This is a genomic window from Mesorhizobium sp. KR9-304 (assembly GCF_040049215.1).
Taxonomy (GTDB): Bacteria; Pseudomonadota; Alphaproteobacteria; order Rhizobiales; family Rhizobiaceae; genus Mesorhizobium_K.
The window spans coordinates 761489-775569 of sequence record NZ_JBDZDN010000002.1; the positions used below are offsets into that span (position 1 = coordinate 761489).

14 protein-coding genes are annotated in these 14081 nt (G+C 64.0%); 1 reads left to right on the forward strand and 13 read right to left on the reverse strand.

The features are described from left to right. Positions 1-5: 5 nt before the first annotated feature. From ABLE71_RS16015 to ABLE71_RS16045, 7 genes are read right to left on the reverse strand one after another with little or no spacing between them, the layout of a single operon-like run. Complete coding sequence (locus ABLE71_RS16015) at positions 6-1154, reverse strand: ABC transporter permease (protein WP_348784424.1); 1149 nt, start codon at positions 1152-1154, stop codon at positions 6-8. Then, entirely contained in the window at positions 1151-2029 is an 879-nt protein-coding gene (locus ABLE71_RS16020) for an ABC transporter permease (RefSeq protein ID WP_348784425.1), read from the reverse strand. The genes ABLE71_RS16015 and ABLE71_RS16020 overlap by 4 nt, the downstream gene beginning before the upstream one ends. A 9-nt stretch (positions 2030-2038) precedes the next feature. Next, complete coding sequence (locus tag ABLE71_RS16025; RefSeq protein WP_348784506.1) at positions 2039-2839, reverse strand: ABC transporter ATP-binding protein; 801 nt, start codon at positions 2837-2839, stop codon at positions 2039-2041. Between the two features lie 5 nt (positions 2840-2844). Further along, positions 2845-3225 carry a hypothetical protein gene (locus ABLE71_RS16030; RefSeq protein ID WP_348784426.1) on the reverse strand — a complete coding sequence of 127 codons (381 nt, stop codon included), beginning with the start codon at positions 3223-3225 and terminating at the stop codon, positions 2845-2847. Beyond that, positions 3222-4103 (reverse strand): hypothetical protein, encoded by an 882-nt coding sequence (locus tag ABLE71_RS16035; RefSeq protein WP_348784427.1) that lies wholly within the window; start codon positions 4101-4103, stop codon positions 3222-3224. The genes ABLE71_RS16030 and ABLE71_RS16035 overlap by 4 nt, the downstream gene beginning before the upstream one ends. Before the next feature lie 17 nt (positions 4104-4120). Beyond that, positions 4121-5371, reverse strand: coding sequence for a Zn-dependent hydrolase (locus tag ABLE71_RS16040; protein ID WP_348784428.1), 1251 nt, complete (start codon positions 5369-5371; stop codon positions 4121-4123). A gap of 23 nt (positions 5372-5394) precedes the next feature. Next, entirely contained in the window at positions 5395-6723 is a 1329-nt protein-coding gene (locus tag ABLE71_RS16045; protein WP_348784429.1) for an aspartate aminotransferase family protein, read from the reverse strand. A 220-nt stretch (positions 6724-6943) separates the two neighbouring features. On the opposite strand from ABLE71_RS16045, the gene ABLE71_RS16050 reads away from it, so the two are divergent. Next, entirely contained in the window at positions 6944-7579 is a 636-nt protein-coding gene (locus ABLE71_RS16050; RefSeq protein WP_348784430.1) for a TetR family transcriptional regulator C-terminal domain-containing protein, read from the forward strand. 28 nt (positions 7580-7607) lie between these two features. On the opposite strand, the gene ABLE71_RS16055 is transcribed toward ABLE71_RS16050, so the two are convergent. From ABLE71_RS16055 to ABLE71_RS16080, 6 genes are all read right to left on the reverse strand, one after another. After that, entirely contained in the window at positions 7608-9380 is a 1773-nt protein-coding gene (locus ABLE71_RS16055) for a cation:proton antiporter (protein WP_348784431.1), read from the reverse strand. Between the two features lie 160 nt (positions 9381-9540). After that, on the reverse strand, positions 9541-9912 hold the full coding sequence (locus ABLE71_RS16060) for a DoxX family protein (RefSeq protein ID WP_348784432.1): 372 nt from the start codon (positions 9910-9912) through the stop codon (positions 9541-9543). A 308-nt stretch (positions 9913-10220) separates the two neighbouring features. Beyond that, positions 10221-11534 (reverse strand): NAD-dependent dihydropyrimidine dehydrogenase subunit PreA, encoded by a 1314-nt coding sequence (gene preA / locus ABLE71_RS16065; protein ID WP_348784433.1) that lies wholly within the window; start codon positions 11532-11534, stop codon positions 10221-10223. Between the two features lie 12 nt (positions 11535-11546). Then, positions 11547-11870 carry a hypothetical protein gene (locus tag ABLE71_RS16070; RefSeq protein ID WP_348784434.1) on the reverse strand — a complete coding sequence of 108 codons (324 nt, stop codon included), beginning with the start codon at positions 11868-11870 and terminating at the stop codon, positions 11547-11549. A gap of 1 nt (position 11871) precedes the next feature. Then, the gene (locus tag ABLE71_RS16075; protein ID WP_348784435.1) at positions 11872-13233 is read right to left on the reverse strand and encodes an NAD(P)-dependent oxidoreductase; all 1362 of its coding nucleotides are present in this window, start codon (positions 13231-13233) and stop codon (positions 11872-11874) included. A gap of 157 nt (positions 13234-13390) precedes the next feature. Further along, positions 13391-14065 (reverse strand): isochorismatase family protein, encoded by a 675-nt coding sequence (locus ABLE71_RS16080; RefSeq protein WP_348784507.1) that lies wholly within the window; start codon positions 14063-14065, stop codon positions 13391-13393. Between the last annotated feature and the right edge of the window lie 16 nt (positions 14066-14081).

Here is a 14081-nt window from a genome sequence, read left to right on the forward strand (position 1 = left end):
TGCGTCTATCCACCACGGACAGACGGATGCCAAAACGTAGCCGCCCTTTCTGCGAGGGCGATAAGGCCATAGAAGACCGAACCTGCGAGCGCCGCAACAGCGATTTCGGCCCACACCATGTCGATCTGCATGCGTCCGACGGCAGTCGAGATGCGGAAGCCCATGCCGACGGTCGGCGTGCCGAAAAATTCGGCAACGATGGCACCGATCAAGGCCAGCGTTGAGTTGATCTTCAAAGCATTGAAGATGAAGGGTGCAGCCGCCGGCAGCCTGAGCTTGAACAACGTCTGCCAGTAGTTCGACGCATAGGTGCGCATCAGGTCGCGCTCCATGTGGCCGGATTCGGCAAGGCCGGTCACTGTGTTCACCAGCATCGGGAAGAAGGTCATGATGGTGACGACGGCCGCCTTCGACTGCCAGTCGAAGCCGAACCACATCACCATGATCGGCGCGACGCCGATGATCGGCAGCGCCGAGACCATGTTGCCGATCGGCAGCAGGCCGCGCCGCAGGAACGATACTCGATCGGCGAGGATGGCGGTCAGGAAACCCGCGCCGCAGCCGAGGACGTAACCGGCGATGACCGCCTTGAATATCGTCTGATTGACGTCGGCGGCGAGCGTCGGGATCGAACTCGCAATTTTTACACCGATGGCCGAAGGCGGCGGCAAGAGGATGAAGGGAATGCCCGCGCCGCGGACCACGGTTTCCCAGATGATCAGGATCCACGCGCCAAAGACGACGGGGATGAGCAGGCGTACGACCATGCTTTCCGCGCGCCCCGCCGGCTTGAGTTCCGAAAGCACCGTCACGCAGCGCCAGGCGAGCAGCCAGGCCGCGGCAAGGATCAGGTAATACGGCGTCGCCGCAGTGCCCTCGAAACCCGCGATTCCCGTGACCAGCAACGCGGCGACGCCATGCGCCGCTAGGAACAGGAGCGCCGCCTCGGCCAGGCGCGGCAGGCTGAGCATCGAAACCAGGGCGGCCAGGCCGAGCAGCCAGATCATGAGGCTGTGCGCGGCGGGACAGCCATAGTCGATGGCCGCCACCGCATCGGCAGGCGCCTCCGGACGAGTCATCGGTCCTAGAAGACTGGCCAGGACAACCAGCGCCAGCGCTGCAAGAGCCTGCCATGAGGGATGAAAACGGCTCATGCGGGCCTGGCTCCCATGGAACGGTCTACGAGGCGTCCGATCTGTCCGACCAGAGTCACCAGCAGAGCCGCCACAATGGAACCAGCGACCAGCGCCGACCACATGTCGATGGTCTGGCTGTAGTAGGATGCCGAGAGCAGCTTGGCGCCGATGCCGGCCACCGCGCCGGTCGGCAGTTCGGCGACGATGGCTCCAACCAGGCTCGCCGCCACAGCGACCTTCATCGAGGCGAAGAGGAACGGCGTGGAAGCCGGCACGCGCAGCTTCCAGAATGTCTGCGACGCGCTGGCATTATACGTGTGCATCAGGTCGAGATGGGTGATCTCCGGCGAACGCAGCCCCTTCACCATGCCGACCGCGACGGGGAAAAAGGAAAGATAGGTCGAGATCAGCGATTTCGGGATGATGCCGGTGACGCCGATCGCCGCGAAGACGACGATCACCATCGGCGCGATGGCGAGGATGGGGATGGTCTGCGAGGCGATGAGCCAGGGCATCAGGCTGCGGTCGAGCGAGGTGAAATGGACGATGCCGACCGCAATCAGCACCCCGAGCGCGGTGCCGAAGGCGAAACCCATGAGCGTCGAAGAGAGTGTGACCCAAGCGTGATAGACCAGGCTGCGGTTGCTGGTGATTTTTCTGAGGAACGTGTTCTCGAAGAAATTGGCCGCGACCTGGTGCGGGGCGGGCATGGTGGGCTTCGGCTGGGACAGCGTCTTGGCGATGAACGCGACGGTATCAGGCGCCTCGCCGGCGCGCCTGTCGAGATCGCGCTGGAACGGCGCGTTGAGCAGCACCGCCGCGATATACCAGACGACCACCAGCCCCGCCAGGATGGCGAGCACGGGGACGATCCTGTCGCGGGCGCGATCCATCAGGCCTCCTCAATCCTCATAGCTGTGCCCTGCATGCAGGCCCTCGCGGACGCGGTGGGCGATGGCCAGGAACTCGGCCGTCTCGCGGATGTGCAGCGGGCGCTCGTTGGGCAGCGTCGATTCGATGACGTCGGTGACCCGGCCGGGCCGCGGCGACATCACCACGATGCGGGTCGAGAGATAGACCGCCTCCGGGATCGAATGCGTGACGAAGCAGATCGTCTTGTCGGTGCGCGCCCAGAGTTCCAGGAGCTGCTTGTTGAGGTGGTCGCGCACGATCTCGTCCAGCGCGCCGAAGGGCTCGTCCATCAGCAGGAGATCGGCGTCGAAGGCAAGTGCGCGCGCGATCGAGGCGCGCTGCTGCATGCCGCCCGAGAGCTGCCATGGATATTTGTTCTCGAAGCCGGTGAGGTTGACGAGGTCCATGACACGGCGGATGCGCGCCTTCTGCTCCGCCGCGGGAATCCCCATGATCTCCAGCGGCAGGGCGACGTTGCGGTCGATCGTGCGCCAGGGAAACAGCGCCGCAGCCTGGAACACATAGCCGTAGGCACGACTTTCGCGCGCCTGTTCCGGGGTCATGCCGTTGACCGAGATCGTGCCTTCGGTTGGCTTCTCGAGATCGGCGATGACGCGCAGGAACGTCGTCTTGCCGCAACCCGACGGCCCGATGAAGGAGACGAACTCGCCCTTGCCGATCGTCAGGCTGACATCGGTCAGCGCCTGTACCGGCCCGTCATTGGTCCGGAAGGTCAGACCAAGTCCCTTGGCTTCGACGACGGGGGTACCCGCCCGCGCCGTGGCTTCCATCACTGTCATCTGCACCGCCCGGCCTTGCCCCACATCGTCCCATCTTGGTCGAAGACGAGATAGGCGTCCACGCCATCCGGGCTCTTTTGCACACGCATCAGGCCAAGCGTCGTCGTTTCATCGCCCTCGTGCCCGCAGGTGACGACCATGACCTGGCTGTCCGCTTCGGCGGGATAGACCTGCACGAAGCTGCACAGCGTGACGTGGGTGCCGACATCCCGCGGCGTCAGAAGCAGCATGTCTTCCTCGCTGTAGTCATTCGTAATGGCGTAGCGGCAGCCCGCTTCGTTGCCGTAATCGCCCGCAATGTCGAGTTCGGCTGATGTCGCCCCGACCGTGGCGGACATCAGGACGGCAGCCAGGACAAGTCGTCGAACACCGCTCATGCCCGACCGCGCCACTGTTTCCGGCGCCACCTGCGCCAGTCCTCCATCAAGAGGTCGAGCGTGCCATAGACCGGCACCAGGACGGCGAATGTCGCCGGCCTCAATTCGCGGGACGGAGTGCATGCCTGCGCGATGCTTTTCTGGTGTTCCTCGCTGGCCCAGATATGCGCGAAACCCATGAACTGACCCACAAGGTCCTCGTGCAGATTCTCGATCCGCGAGTAGTTGATGCGGAACATCGCGAAGGCGGTATAGAGCGCCGTCAGGACCGAAAGCGCCAGGATGACGAGCAAGATGTTCCTGTCGCCGGTGTAGGCTCCCGAGACCACCGCATAGACCCACGCCCCGAGCGAAAACAGAATGAAGGTCTTGGCGATGTGGAAAGCGGCCTCCTCGCCGGCGAGTTCTCCTCCGTTGCGGGCGTCGATTTCCTGCTCGATATCGCGAAGCTTCTTCTTGAATTCGTAGAGGCGCTGGTTTTCCTCGTCGGTGTGTTCCTCCCCGCGCGCGGCGCGCAGCACATCGAAGGCGCTGCGCGTCACGTCGTCGATCGCCGCCCAGCCGGATAGCGGCACGATGGCCGGCGGTATGTAGCGGCCGATCCGTTCGAACGCGACGTAGATGATGTGGATAGTGGTGAGGAAGACGAAGAGGATGAGCAGCAGCGCGAAGTCGGAGACACCGAGGACGTCGAATATGTTCTGGTAGTTCTCGACGACCTGGTTGATCAGTTCCATGTCGGGGAGAAAGCCCTCCGACGCGCTGCCGATGTCGGTGAAGCCCGAGGCGACATAGAAGACGACGCCGGCAACGATCAGGCGCGACGTCATGAAGTTCGAGAAGCGGATGACGCTTTGAAGCAGCCCCTCGACGTCCATCCGGCCCCCTTACGCCGTCAATCCGTGATGATTGCGGTTTCCACCACCGCATGGAACAGCACGTCGCAGCCGGCGGCCGCCCATTCCGGGAAAATCTCCTCGGCCTCGTTGTGCGACAGGCCGTCGACGCAGGGGCACATGACCATGGCGGTCGGCGCGACGCGGTTGATCCAGCAGGCGTCGTGCCCGGCGCCCGACACGATGTTGCGGTGCGAATAGCCGAGCCGCTCGGCGGCGTCGCGGATCGCCTTGACGCAGCCCGTGTCGAAGGTGACCGGATCGAAATGGCCGACCTGCTCGATCTCGAACTTGATGTCGAGCGCCTCGCAGATCGTGGCGATACCCTCGCGGATGCGCCCGTCCATGGCGTCAAGCACCTGCTTCTCCGGCGAGCGGATATCGATGGTGAAGACGGTGCGGCCGGCGATGATGTTGCGCGAGTTCGGATAGACCTCCATGTGGCCAACCGCCCCGACGGCGTCCGGCTGGTAGTCCATCGCCACCTCGTGCACCAGCTCGATGACGCGCGCCATGCCGAGGCCGGCGTTACGCCGCTTCGGCATCGGCGTCGAACCGGTGTGGGCCTCTCTGCCGGTCAGCGTTACCTGCAGCCATTTCAGTCCCTGGCCATGTGTTACCACGCCGATGTCGATGCCCTCGTCCTCGAGAATGGGGCCTTGCTCGATATGCAGCTCGAAGAAGGCCTTCATCTTGCGCTGGCCGACCGGCTCGTCGCCCTTCCAGCCGATGCGCTCAAGCTCGTCGCCGAACCGTTTTCCTTCCTTGTCCTGGCGCGCGTAGGCGTATTCCTGCGTATGCACCCCGGCAAAGACGCCCGAGGCGAGCATGGCCGGCGCGTAGCGGGTGCCCTCCTCGTTCGTCCAGTTGGTGACGACGATCGGGTGCTTGGTCTTGATGTCGAGGTCGTTCAGCGTGCGGATGATTTCGAGGCCACCCAGAACGCCGAGCACGCCGTCGAACTTGCCCCCGGTCGGCTGCGTATCGAGATGGCTGCCGACATAGACCGGCAGCGCCTGCGGGTCCGTGCCCTCGCGGCGGGCAAACATCGTCCCCATCTGGTCGACTCCCATAGTGAGCCCGGCCGCCTCGCACCATTTCTGGAACAGACGCCGCCCCTCGCCGTCCTCGTCGGTCAGCGTCTGGCGATTGTTGCCCCCGGCGATGCCGGGGCCGATCTTCGCCATATCCATCAGCGAATCCCACAAACGGTCTGAATTGATTCGCAGATTTTCGCCGGGAGCGGCCATGCTGTTTTCCTTGACTTCTATGGCTAGTCCACCGCCCGCAGCACGTCGCGGACGTGGTCGATCAGTTCGTTGATCTGGCCCTTGGTGATGATCAGCGGGGGCGACAGCGCGATGATGTCGCCCGTCGTGCGGATCAGCGCGCCCTTCTCGAACGCTTTCACGAAGGCAGAGAAGGCGCGCTTGGTCGGGCTGCCGGCGATCGGCTGGAGTTCGATTGCGCCGATAAGGCCGATGTTTCTGATATCGATGACATTCGGCTCGCCCTTCAGCGAATGCAGCGCATCTTCCCAGTACGGGGCGAGTTCGGCGCCGCGCGTCAGCAACCCCTCTTCCTTGTAGGTGTCGAGCGTGCCGAGCGCTGCCGCGCAGGCGATCGGATTGCCGGAATAGGTATAGCCGTGGAAGAACTCGATCACATGCTCCGGCCCCGACATGAAGGCGTCGTGGATTTCCTTCTTCACGAACACCGCGCCCATCGGGATGACGCCGTTGGTGACACCCTTCGCCGTCGTCATGATGTCCGGCACGACGCCGAAATAGTCCGAGGCGAACGGCGTGCCGAGACGGCCGAAGCCGGTAATGACCTCGTCGAAAATCAGCAGGATGCCGTGCTTCGTGCAGATTTCGCGCAGCTTCTTGAGATAGCCCTTCGGCGGGATGAGCACGCCCGTAGAACCGGCGACCGGCTCGACGATGACGGCAGCGATCGTCGAGGCGTCGTGCAGCGCGACGATGCGCTCAAGTTCGTTGGCCAGCTCCGCGCCATGCTCCGGCTCGCCGCGGGTGAACGCGTTCTTGTCCGGCAGATGCGTGTGCGGCATGTGGTCGACGCCGGCGAGAAGCGTGCCGAACATCTTGCGGTTGGTAACGATGCCGCCGACCGAAATGCCGCCGAAGTTTACACCGTGATAGCCGCGCTCGCGGCCGATCAGGCGGGTGCGTGACCCGTCGCCCTTGGCGCGATGGTAGGCGAGCGCGATCTTGAGCGCGGTGTCGACCGATTCCGATCCCGAATTGGTATAGAAAACATGGTCCATGCCTGCCGGGGCGAGATCGACGAGCCTGTTCGACAGCTCGAACACGATCGGATGGCCCATCTGGAAGGCCGGCGCATAATCGAGTTCGGCCGCCTGGTGCTGGATCGCTTCGGTGATCTTGGGCCGGCAATGGCCCGCATTGACGCACCAGAGGCCCGCGGTGCCGTCGAGGATCTTTCTACCGTCGGTCGTCGTGTAGTGCATGTCCTTGGCGGCGGCCAGCATGCGCGGCGCCTGCTTGAACTGGCGGTTTGCCGTGAACGGCATCCAGAATGCGCTGAGATCGTTCGGCGTGACTTTCAGCCGGTTCGACATGACCAAGCTTTCCTTTCGAGTGGTTGCGCTGATGCCAACGCTTGGTCCGGGCGGCGTTTTTGTGCTACTCAGATTTTTGACCGATTGGACAAACGTTAGCACCGCCAAAGAGGCGGTCAAGGGGACTGATAGCCGAAATGAGCCTCGCGGAACGCGCTCCACAGGCCAGCAAAAACTGGTCCAGAGGATTGGGCCAGAGACTTTTTCAGCGGCCCGGCGCGTGACCGCCTCGGCGGCGACCCCGAGGCGCACCCGCATCCAGCAGGAGAAGCGCGAGCTCATCCTGGAAGCGGCGCTCGAAGTCTTCTCCGCGCACGGGTTTCGCGGCTCGACCATCGACCAGATCGCCGAGGCCGCCGGCATGTCGAAGCCGAATCTGCTCTATTATTTCCGGCGCAAGGAGGACATCCACAGGGCGCTGATGCAGCGGCTGCTCGACACCTGGCTGGCGCCGCTGCGCGAGTTCGACAATGTCGGCGACCCCCTGACCGAACTCCGGAGCTACATCCGCCGCAAGCTGGAGATGGCGCGCGACTATCCGCGCGAGAGCCGGCTCTTCGCCAATGAGATCCTGCAGGGCGCGCCGCGCATCATGTCGCTGCTGGAAGGCGAATTGAGGACGCTGGTCGACGAGAAGGCGGAGGTGATCAAAGGCTGGATGCGCGACGGCAAGATCGCACGCACCGACCCCTGGCACCTCATCTTCTCCATCTGGGCGACGACGCAGCATTATGCCGATTTCGACGTGCAGGTGCGCGCCGTGCTTGGCCCCGACCGCGGCGGCGAAGGCCGCTTCGAGGACGCGGCGCGTTTCCTGGAGCAGTTGTTCCTCGACGGGCTTCGGCCAAGGCCGTAGTGCATCGACGGGCAAAGCCCTTGTTCTGCTAGCGGTCCGTCGCGGCGGCGCCCCGATCCAGCCGGCCGTCGGCATGCTCGTGAACGTCCGCGGCGGCGCGGTTCATGGCAAGCCGCTCTTCCGCCATCGCCTGCACCGCGGCCCGCACGGCCGGATGCCGCGACATGAACATCCTGAAATCGCGCGACGACAGAGTGAGGAAGTTGCAGTAGTCGACAGCCGTCACGTCGGCCGTGCGCGGCCCTCCGGTAAGCAGCGCCATCTCGCCGAAGAACGCACCGGCCGTCAGCTGCAAGGCGGCGCCGTTGACTTTCACCTCGACGGTTCCCGACACGACGAAATACATCGCATCGCCCTTCTCGCCCACGCGCACGACGCGATCGCCCGGAGAAGCGGTCTTCGGTGCGAAGAGCAGGAGCAGTTCCTCCTGGTCTTCGACGTTGATCGCCTTGAACAGCGGGAAGGTCTCGAGGAATTCCGTGATCTTGCGGGCCTGCTCGTGTTCGCGCTTTTCGTTCTGCGCCCGGATGCGATCGAGTTCGACCGCAAGCAGACGCTCACGCCGCCTGCCGTATTCCGCCGACCATTGCGGGAAGCGGCGGCTGATCCACCGCTCGAGCCTATCGGCCGCCGCAAAGGCAAGCGGATTGAGGGTGATGGCCAGCAAAGCGGCGGCCAGGATCAGGCTCTGGCCCTCCTTGGTCACCAGTCCGTAGGTTGCACCGAGACCGGCGAGGATGAAGGAGAACTCGCCGATCTGCGCGATGGTCGCCGCCATGCCGATCGCCAGCCGCGCCGGGTAGCGCAGCGCGAGAACGATGAGCAATGCGTTGATCGGCTTGCCAAGAACGATCACCGCGAGCACCGCGAGCACCGAGAGAGGCTTCTCGACAAGGATGGTGGGGTCGAACAGCATGCCGATCGAAACGAAGAACAGCACCGAGAAGGCATCCTGCAGCGGCAGGGAATTGGCGGCGGCGCGATGGCTGAGCGGTGACTCGGCCATGATCACGCCGGCGAAGAAGGCGCCGAGCGCGAAGGACACGCCGAAAGCCGCCGCCGAGCCCAGGGCGATGCCGAGCGCCAGCGCCAGCACGGCGAGCGTGAAGAGCTCGCGCGAGCCGGTGCGCGCGACCTTGATCAGGATCCAGGGCACGACTCTCGGCCCGATCAGGGCAGCGATCAGGGCGAAACCGGCGAGCTTCGCGAGCGTGAGAAGGATGGTGATGCCGATCGGCGGCGTGAACGACGTGCTTCCGGGTCCGGCATGCCCGCCCATGCTTACCGCGAAGGCCGGCAGCAGGACCAGCGCCAGAACCATCGCGAGATCCTCGACGATCAGCCATCCGACCGCGACGCGCCCCTGGATCGTGTCCATGAGGTTGCGCTCCTCGAGCGCCTTGAGCAGCACAACCGTGCTCGCCACCGAAACGCACAGGCCGAAGACGATGCCGTGGCCGACGTTCCAGCCCCATAGCGAACTGAGGCCGAGGCCGAGTAGCGTCGCAAGCAGGATCTGGCCCAGCGCTCCCGCGACGACCACTCCGCGCACCGCCAGCAGATCGGAAGCCGAGAAATGCAGTCCGACCCCGAACATCAGGAGAATGATGCCGATCTCGGCCAGTTGTCCCGCCATCGCCGCATCGGCCACGAAACCCGGCGTGAACGGTCCGAGGAAGATGCCGGCGACGAGATAGCCGACCAGGGCCGGCAGCCGAAGGCGGTCCGCCAGATAGCCGAAGATAGACGCCAGCACGAAGCCGACGGCAATCGTCCCTACCAGGTTCACATCGTGCGGCAAGCTTGGACCTCGAAAAGTCTTCCGCCCGTTCTGTCGGCGCGAATGCGGCTAGTCAAACGGTTTTAGAGCTTTTCCGGCGTTCAGGGCAGCGGGACATAGTCTTCCTGAACAAATCGGCGCGAGCAGGGACGCGGCACCGGGATGTCGCTTGTCCTGCGGTTCACATCGAATCTGCGATGATCTGCAACAATCCGGCCGCCAGCGTGATGTTGACCAGCGTCAGATAGAGGTGCGGATCGCGCTCCTTGCCCTGGAACTGGAAGGGGTTGTGGTAGAGCGGCGTTGCAGCGAACAGGAACACGATCAACGCGATGGTGGCCGGCACGATCCATATGCCGAGGACGAGCGCCAGCCCGCAAACGAGCTGGATGGCGAAGCCTACCGCCAGGATCGGCGCCGGCAGCACCCAGCCGTAGTTTGTCCGCATCTCCCTGCGCTCGCCGAAACGCAGGAAGTTGCGGATTCCCGCGATCAGAAAGAAGCCGCCGAACACCACGCGGCCGATGATCATCAAAAGTGCTGTCGTCGCCATTCCGCTTCCCTTCAGGCCGACCATCGGGATAGCGGGTTCCGCTCGTCGTTGAAAGTGGGACGCCATCGCCGTCAACCGGTTCCCGACGAAGGGAGCGGCAGCGTCGATGAAAAGCCGCTGTAGCCCTTAGAAGAGGGAAATTCCACGCCAGCTCCATCGCCAATCCAGCCGGTCCAGTCGCCATCATAGCACCGTACGACCACAGGTGGATTCAACCCGCGAGGCCGGGCGTGACTCTTTATGCCAAGGTCAGCGCACGGCGAACGTGTTGGAGGCCGCCCATTGATGGGCGGCCTTCAGCCAAAAACTTACTCCGCGGCCTGCCTCGCAGCCGGATTGTTGGGGTGCTGCGTCCAGTTGGCGTAGACGGGCGAAACTGGCTGCTTGGTGCGCTGGTCGATCACGCCGGCGGCGAGCGGCACCATGCTGATGCAGTTCTCGACCGGGCAGACGTTGACGCAGAGATTGCAGCCGACGCACTCGTCCTCCATCACCTCGAAGTGCCTGACACCATCGACCATATTGGTGATCGCCTGGTGCGATGTGTCCTCGCAGGCGATGTGGCAGCGGCCGCACTTGATGCAGGCGTCTTGGTCGATGCGAGCCTTGGCCACATAGTTGAGGTTGAGATATTGCCAGTCGGTGACGTTGGGGGTCGCGCGTCCGACGATGTCGTCGAGCGAACGGTGGCCCTTCTCGTCCATCCAGTTCTGCAGGCCCGAGATCATCTCCTGCACGATCTTGAAGCCGTAGGTCATCGCCGCCGTGCAGACCTGCGCGTTGCCGGCGCCGAGCGCCATGAATTCGGCCGCGTCGCGCCAGGTGGTGATGCCGCCGATCGCCGAGATCGGCAGCCCTTGCGTTTCGGGGTCACGCGCGATCTCGGCGACCATGTTCATCGCGATCGGCTTCACCGCCGGGCCGCAATAGCCGCCATGCGTGCCCTTGCCGTCGATCGAAGGCTCGGGCGAGAAGGTGTCGAGGTTGACCGCGGTGATCGAGTTGATCGTGTTGATCAGCGAGACGGCATCCGTGCCGCCGGCGTGCGCCGCGCGCGCGGGCTTGCGGATGTCGGTGATGTTGGGAGTAAGCTTGGTGATCACAGGCATGCGGGTGTTCGCCTTGCACCAGCGCACCACCATCTCGATGTACTCAGGCACCTGGCCGACAGCGGCGCCCATGCCGCGCTCCGACATTCCGTGCGGGCAGCCGAAATTGAGCTCGATTCCGTCGGCGCCGGTCTCTTCCACCACCGGCAGGATCGCCTTCCAGGCTTGTTCTTCGCAGGGCACCATCAGCGAGACGACGACGGCGCGGTCCGGCCAGTTCAGCTTGACCTGCTTGATCTCCTGCAAATTGATCTGCAGGGCGCGGTCGGTGATCAGCTCGATGTTGTTGAGCCCGAGCAAACGCCTGTCCGCGCCCCAGATCGCGCCGTAACGCGGACCGTTGACGTTGACGACGGGAGGGCCTTCCTCGCCAAGCGTCTTCCAGACGACGCCGCCCCAGCCAGCCTTGAAGGCGCGGATGACGTTGTAGGCCTTGTCGGTTGGCGGCGCCGACGCCAGCCAGAACGGGTTGGGCGACTTGATGCCGACGAAATTGTTGCGGATGTCTGCCATGGATTCTCTCCGCTAACTACAGATGACAACGATTGTGATTTGAACCGCTACAGGCTCGCTCGAAATGTTTCGGACAACGACCTGCCACACATGGTCGCTAAACGGATAGCTTGCCGATACAACCAACGCAGCAGGGTTATCCGGCGGGATATCGAGGTAGTAGCCACCAGAGATAAGATTCCCGTTCTCGCATCCGAGCATAGGTGAAAATAGTTTCCCTGCGGCAAGTTCCGGTTCGTTAAAGAACTCGCTCACGCGATGCATCGCCGATGCGTTGGTAGAAAACAACAATAGACCTGTGCCAAAAACTCCAACGAATTTCACGACGTTGGACATTCTAGCGCGCTCCAGCCAGAACCCAGTGGATACTCTCCGCCGCGTCGCGGCCCGCCGCGACCGCCGCGACCGTCAGGTCCTCGCGCGCGTCGGCGACGCAGTCGCCCCCGGCCCAGATTTTCGGGTTCGAAGTGCGGCCCTCTGCATCGACCTCGATGCGGCCGTTCCGCATCGCGATCGAGGCGCCGCTGCCGTTGAGATGGTCACCGACGAATGTCTGGCCGATCGCCTTGAACACCTGATCGGCGGGGATGGTGATGGTCTGGCCGAGACCGGTCAGCTTGCCGTCTTGCATCTGGGTGTATTCGAGCTCGATGCCCGCGACCTTGCCGAACTGCGAGATGACGCGCTTCGGCTGCAGCCAGTGACGGATGGTGACGCCTTTGGAGGCAGCGAGATCCTGCTCGAACTCCGATGCGTTCATATGCTCCTTGCCGCGGCGGTAGCAGATCGTCACCTCCTCGGCTCCGAGCAGCTTCGACTGCACCGCGGCGTCGATCGCCGTCATACCGCCGCCGACAACGACCACCCTGCGCCCGACAGGCAAGCCGCCAAGATCGTCCGCCTGGCGCAGCTCGGCGATGAACTCGACCGCATTGTCGACGCCGCCGGCATCCTCGCCCTCGGCGCGCAGCGCGTTGACGCCGCCGAGCCCCATGCCAAGAAACACGGCGTCATAGGCGGCGGTCAGGTCGGCCAGTTGCACGTCGCGCCCAAGCGCGCGGCCGTGCTCGATGGTGATGCCGCCGATCGCGGTGACATAGTCGACCTCGGCCTGGGCGAAATCGTCGGTGCTTTTGTAGGCAGCGATGCCGTATTCGTTGAGGCCGCCGGCCTTAGGCTTGGCCTCGAAGATCGTGACGTCATGGCCGTAGCGGGCGAGCCTGTGCGCGGCTGCGAGACCCGCAGGCCCGGCGCCAACGACGGCGATCTTCCTGTGGGTTGGCTCGGCTCTGCCGTAGAACTGCTTGCCCGCCGCCATCGCCGCGTCGGTCGCGTAGCGCTGCAGGCGGCCGATCTGTACCGGCTTGCCTTCCGCGGCCTCGCGCACGCACGCCTCTTCGCACAGCGTCTCGGTCGGGCAGACGCGGGCGCACATGCCGCCCAGAATGTTCTGGTCGAAGATGGTTTTGGCCGAACCGATCGGGTTGCCGGTCGCGATCTCGCGGATGAACAGCGGAATGTCGATCTGCGTCGGGCATGCATTCATGCACGGAGCGTCGTAGCAGAAATAGCAGCGGTCGGCCTCGACCAGCGCCTCGTGATGGTCGAGCGGCGGGTGCAGGTCGGAGAAATTGGCGGCGTATTGAGAAGGCGCCAGCCGGCCGCCGGCGATGCCTTCCTTGAACTGGCCTTCGGGCATGCGAGTTCCCCTTAGCTGGCTTGTCGCTGGCTATTTCGCAAACGCTAGCACGTTTTGTTTTTTTATCAATCGGTCAAATTTTTGGAGCTAGGGACGCTCTGGGTGCGCAAAATCGTTCCCGCGCCCCGGGGATATCTTGAACGCGAAGCGACGACGATCAAAGCCCGTCGTAAAGCTCGGAAGCGTCGTCGAAGCCGAAACGCATCGGTACCGGCCGGTCAGGCTGCCAGGCGTCGATCGTTTCTCCGGCCATCAGGCGGCAAGCGCCCCGCGTATCGGTGACCGCGCCGCCATAAAGCCGGTTGGCAAGATTGAGGATGCCGGTCCGATGCATGGCGACGGACCCGCTGCCGCAGGCGTCCTTTGCCAGCACGACACGAAAGCCGAGCTTCAGCGCCGACTTGACCGTGGCGTCGACGCAGGCCTCGGTCCAGACGCCGCAGACAAAAAGCCATTCGACGCCGGACGCCTTCAACGCATCGCCGAGCCCTGTGCCGAAGGCGCTGGCCTCCGACTTGATAATCTGCGGTTCCCCGTCCACTGGTGCGACTTCCGGACAAATCGCCGTCAGCGGATCGTCCTTGTCGCTGAAGGCCGAGCGGCCGTCGGGAAGTTTCGGATGATGCGGGAGGGCGGCCGCGGAATCGACGACGTAGGCGAAGTGATAGACGGGAATGCGATTTTGGCGCGCCGCCCGCTGGAGCCGCGCCACATTGGCGATCACGCCGTCGAAGCCGACGGCCAGCAGGCGCTGGTCTTGCCGATGCTCCTCCTGAAGGTCGATGCAGAGCAGAGCAGAGCGGCGCGCATCGATCGCGAGAGGCCTTCTCATGGAGTGAAGGGCGGCG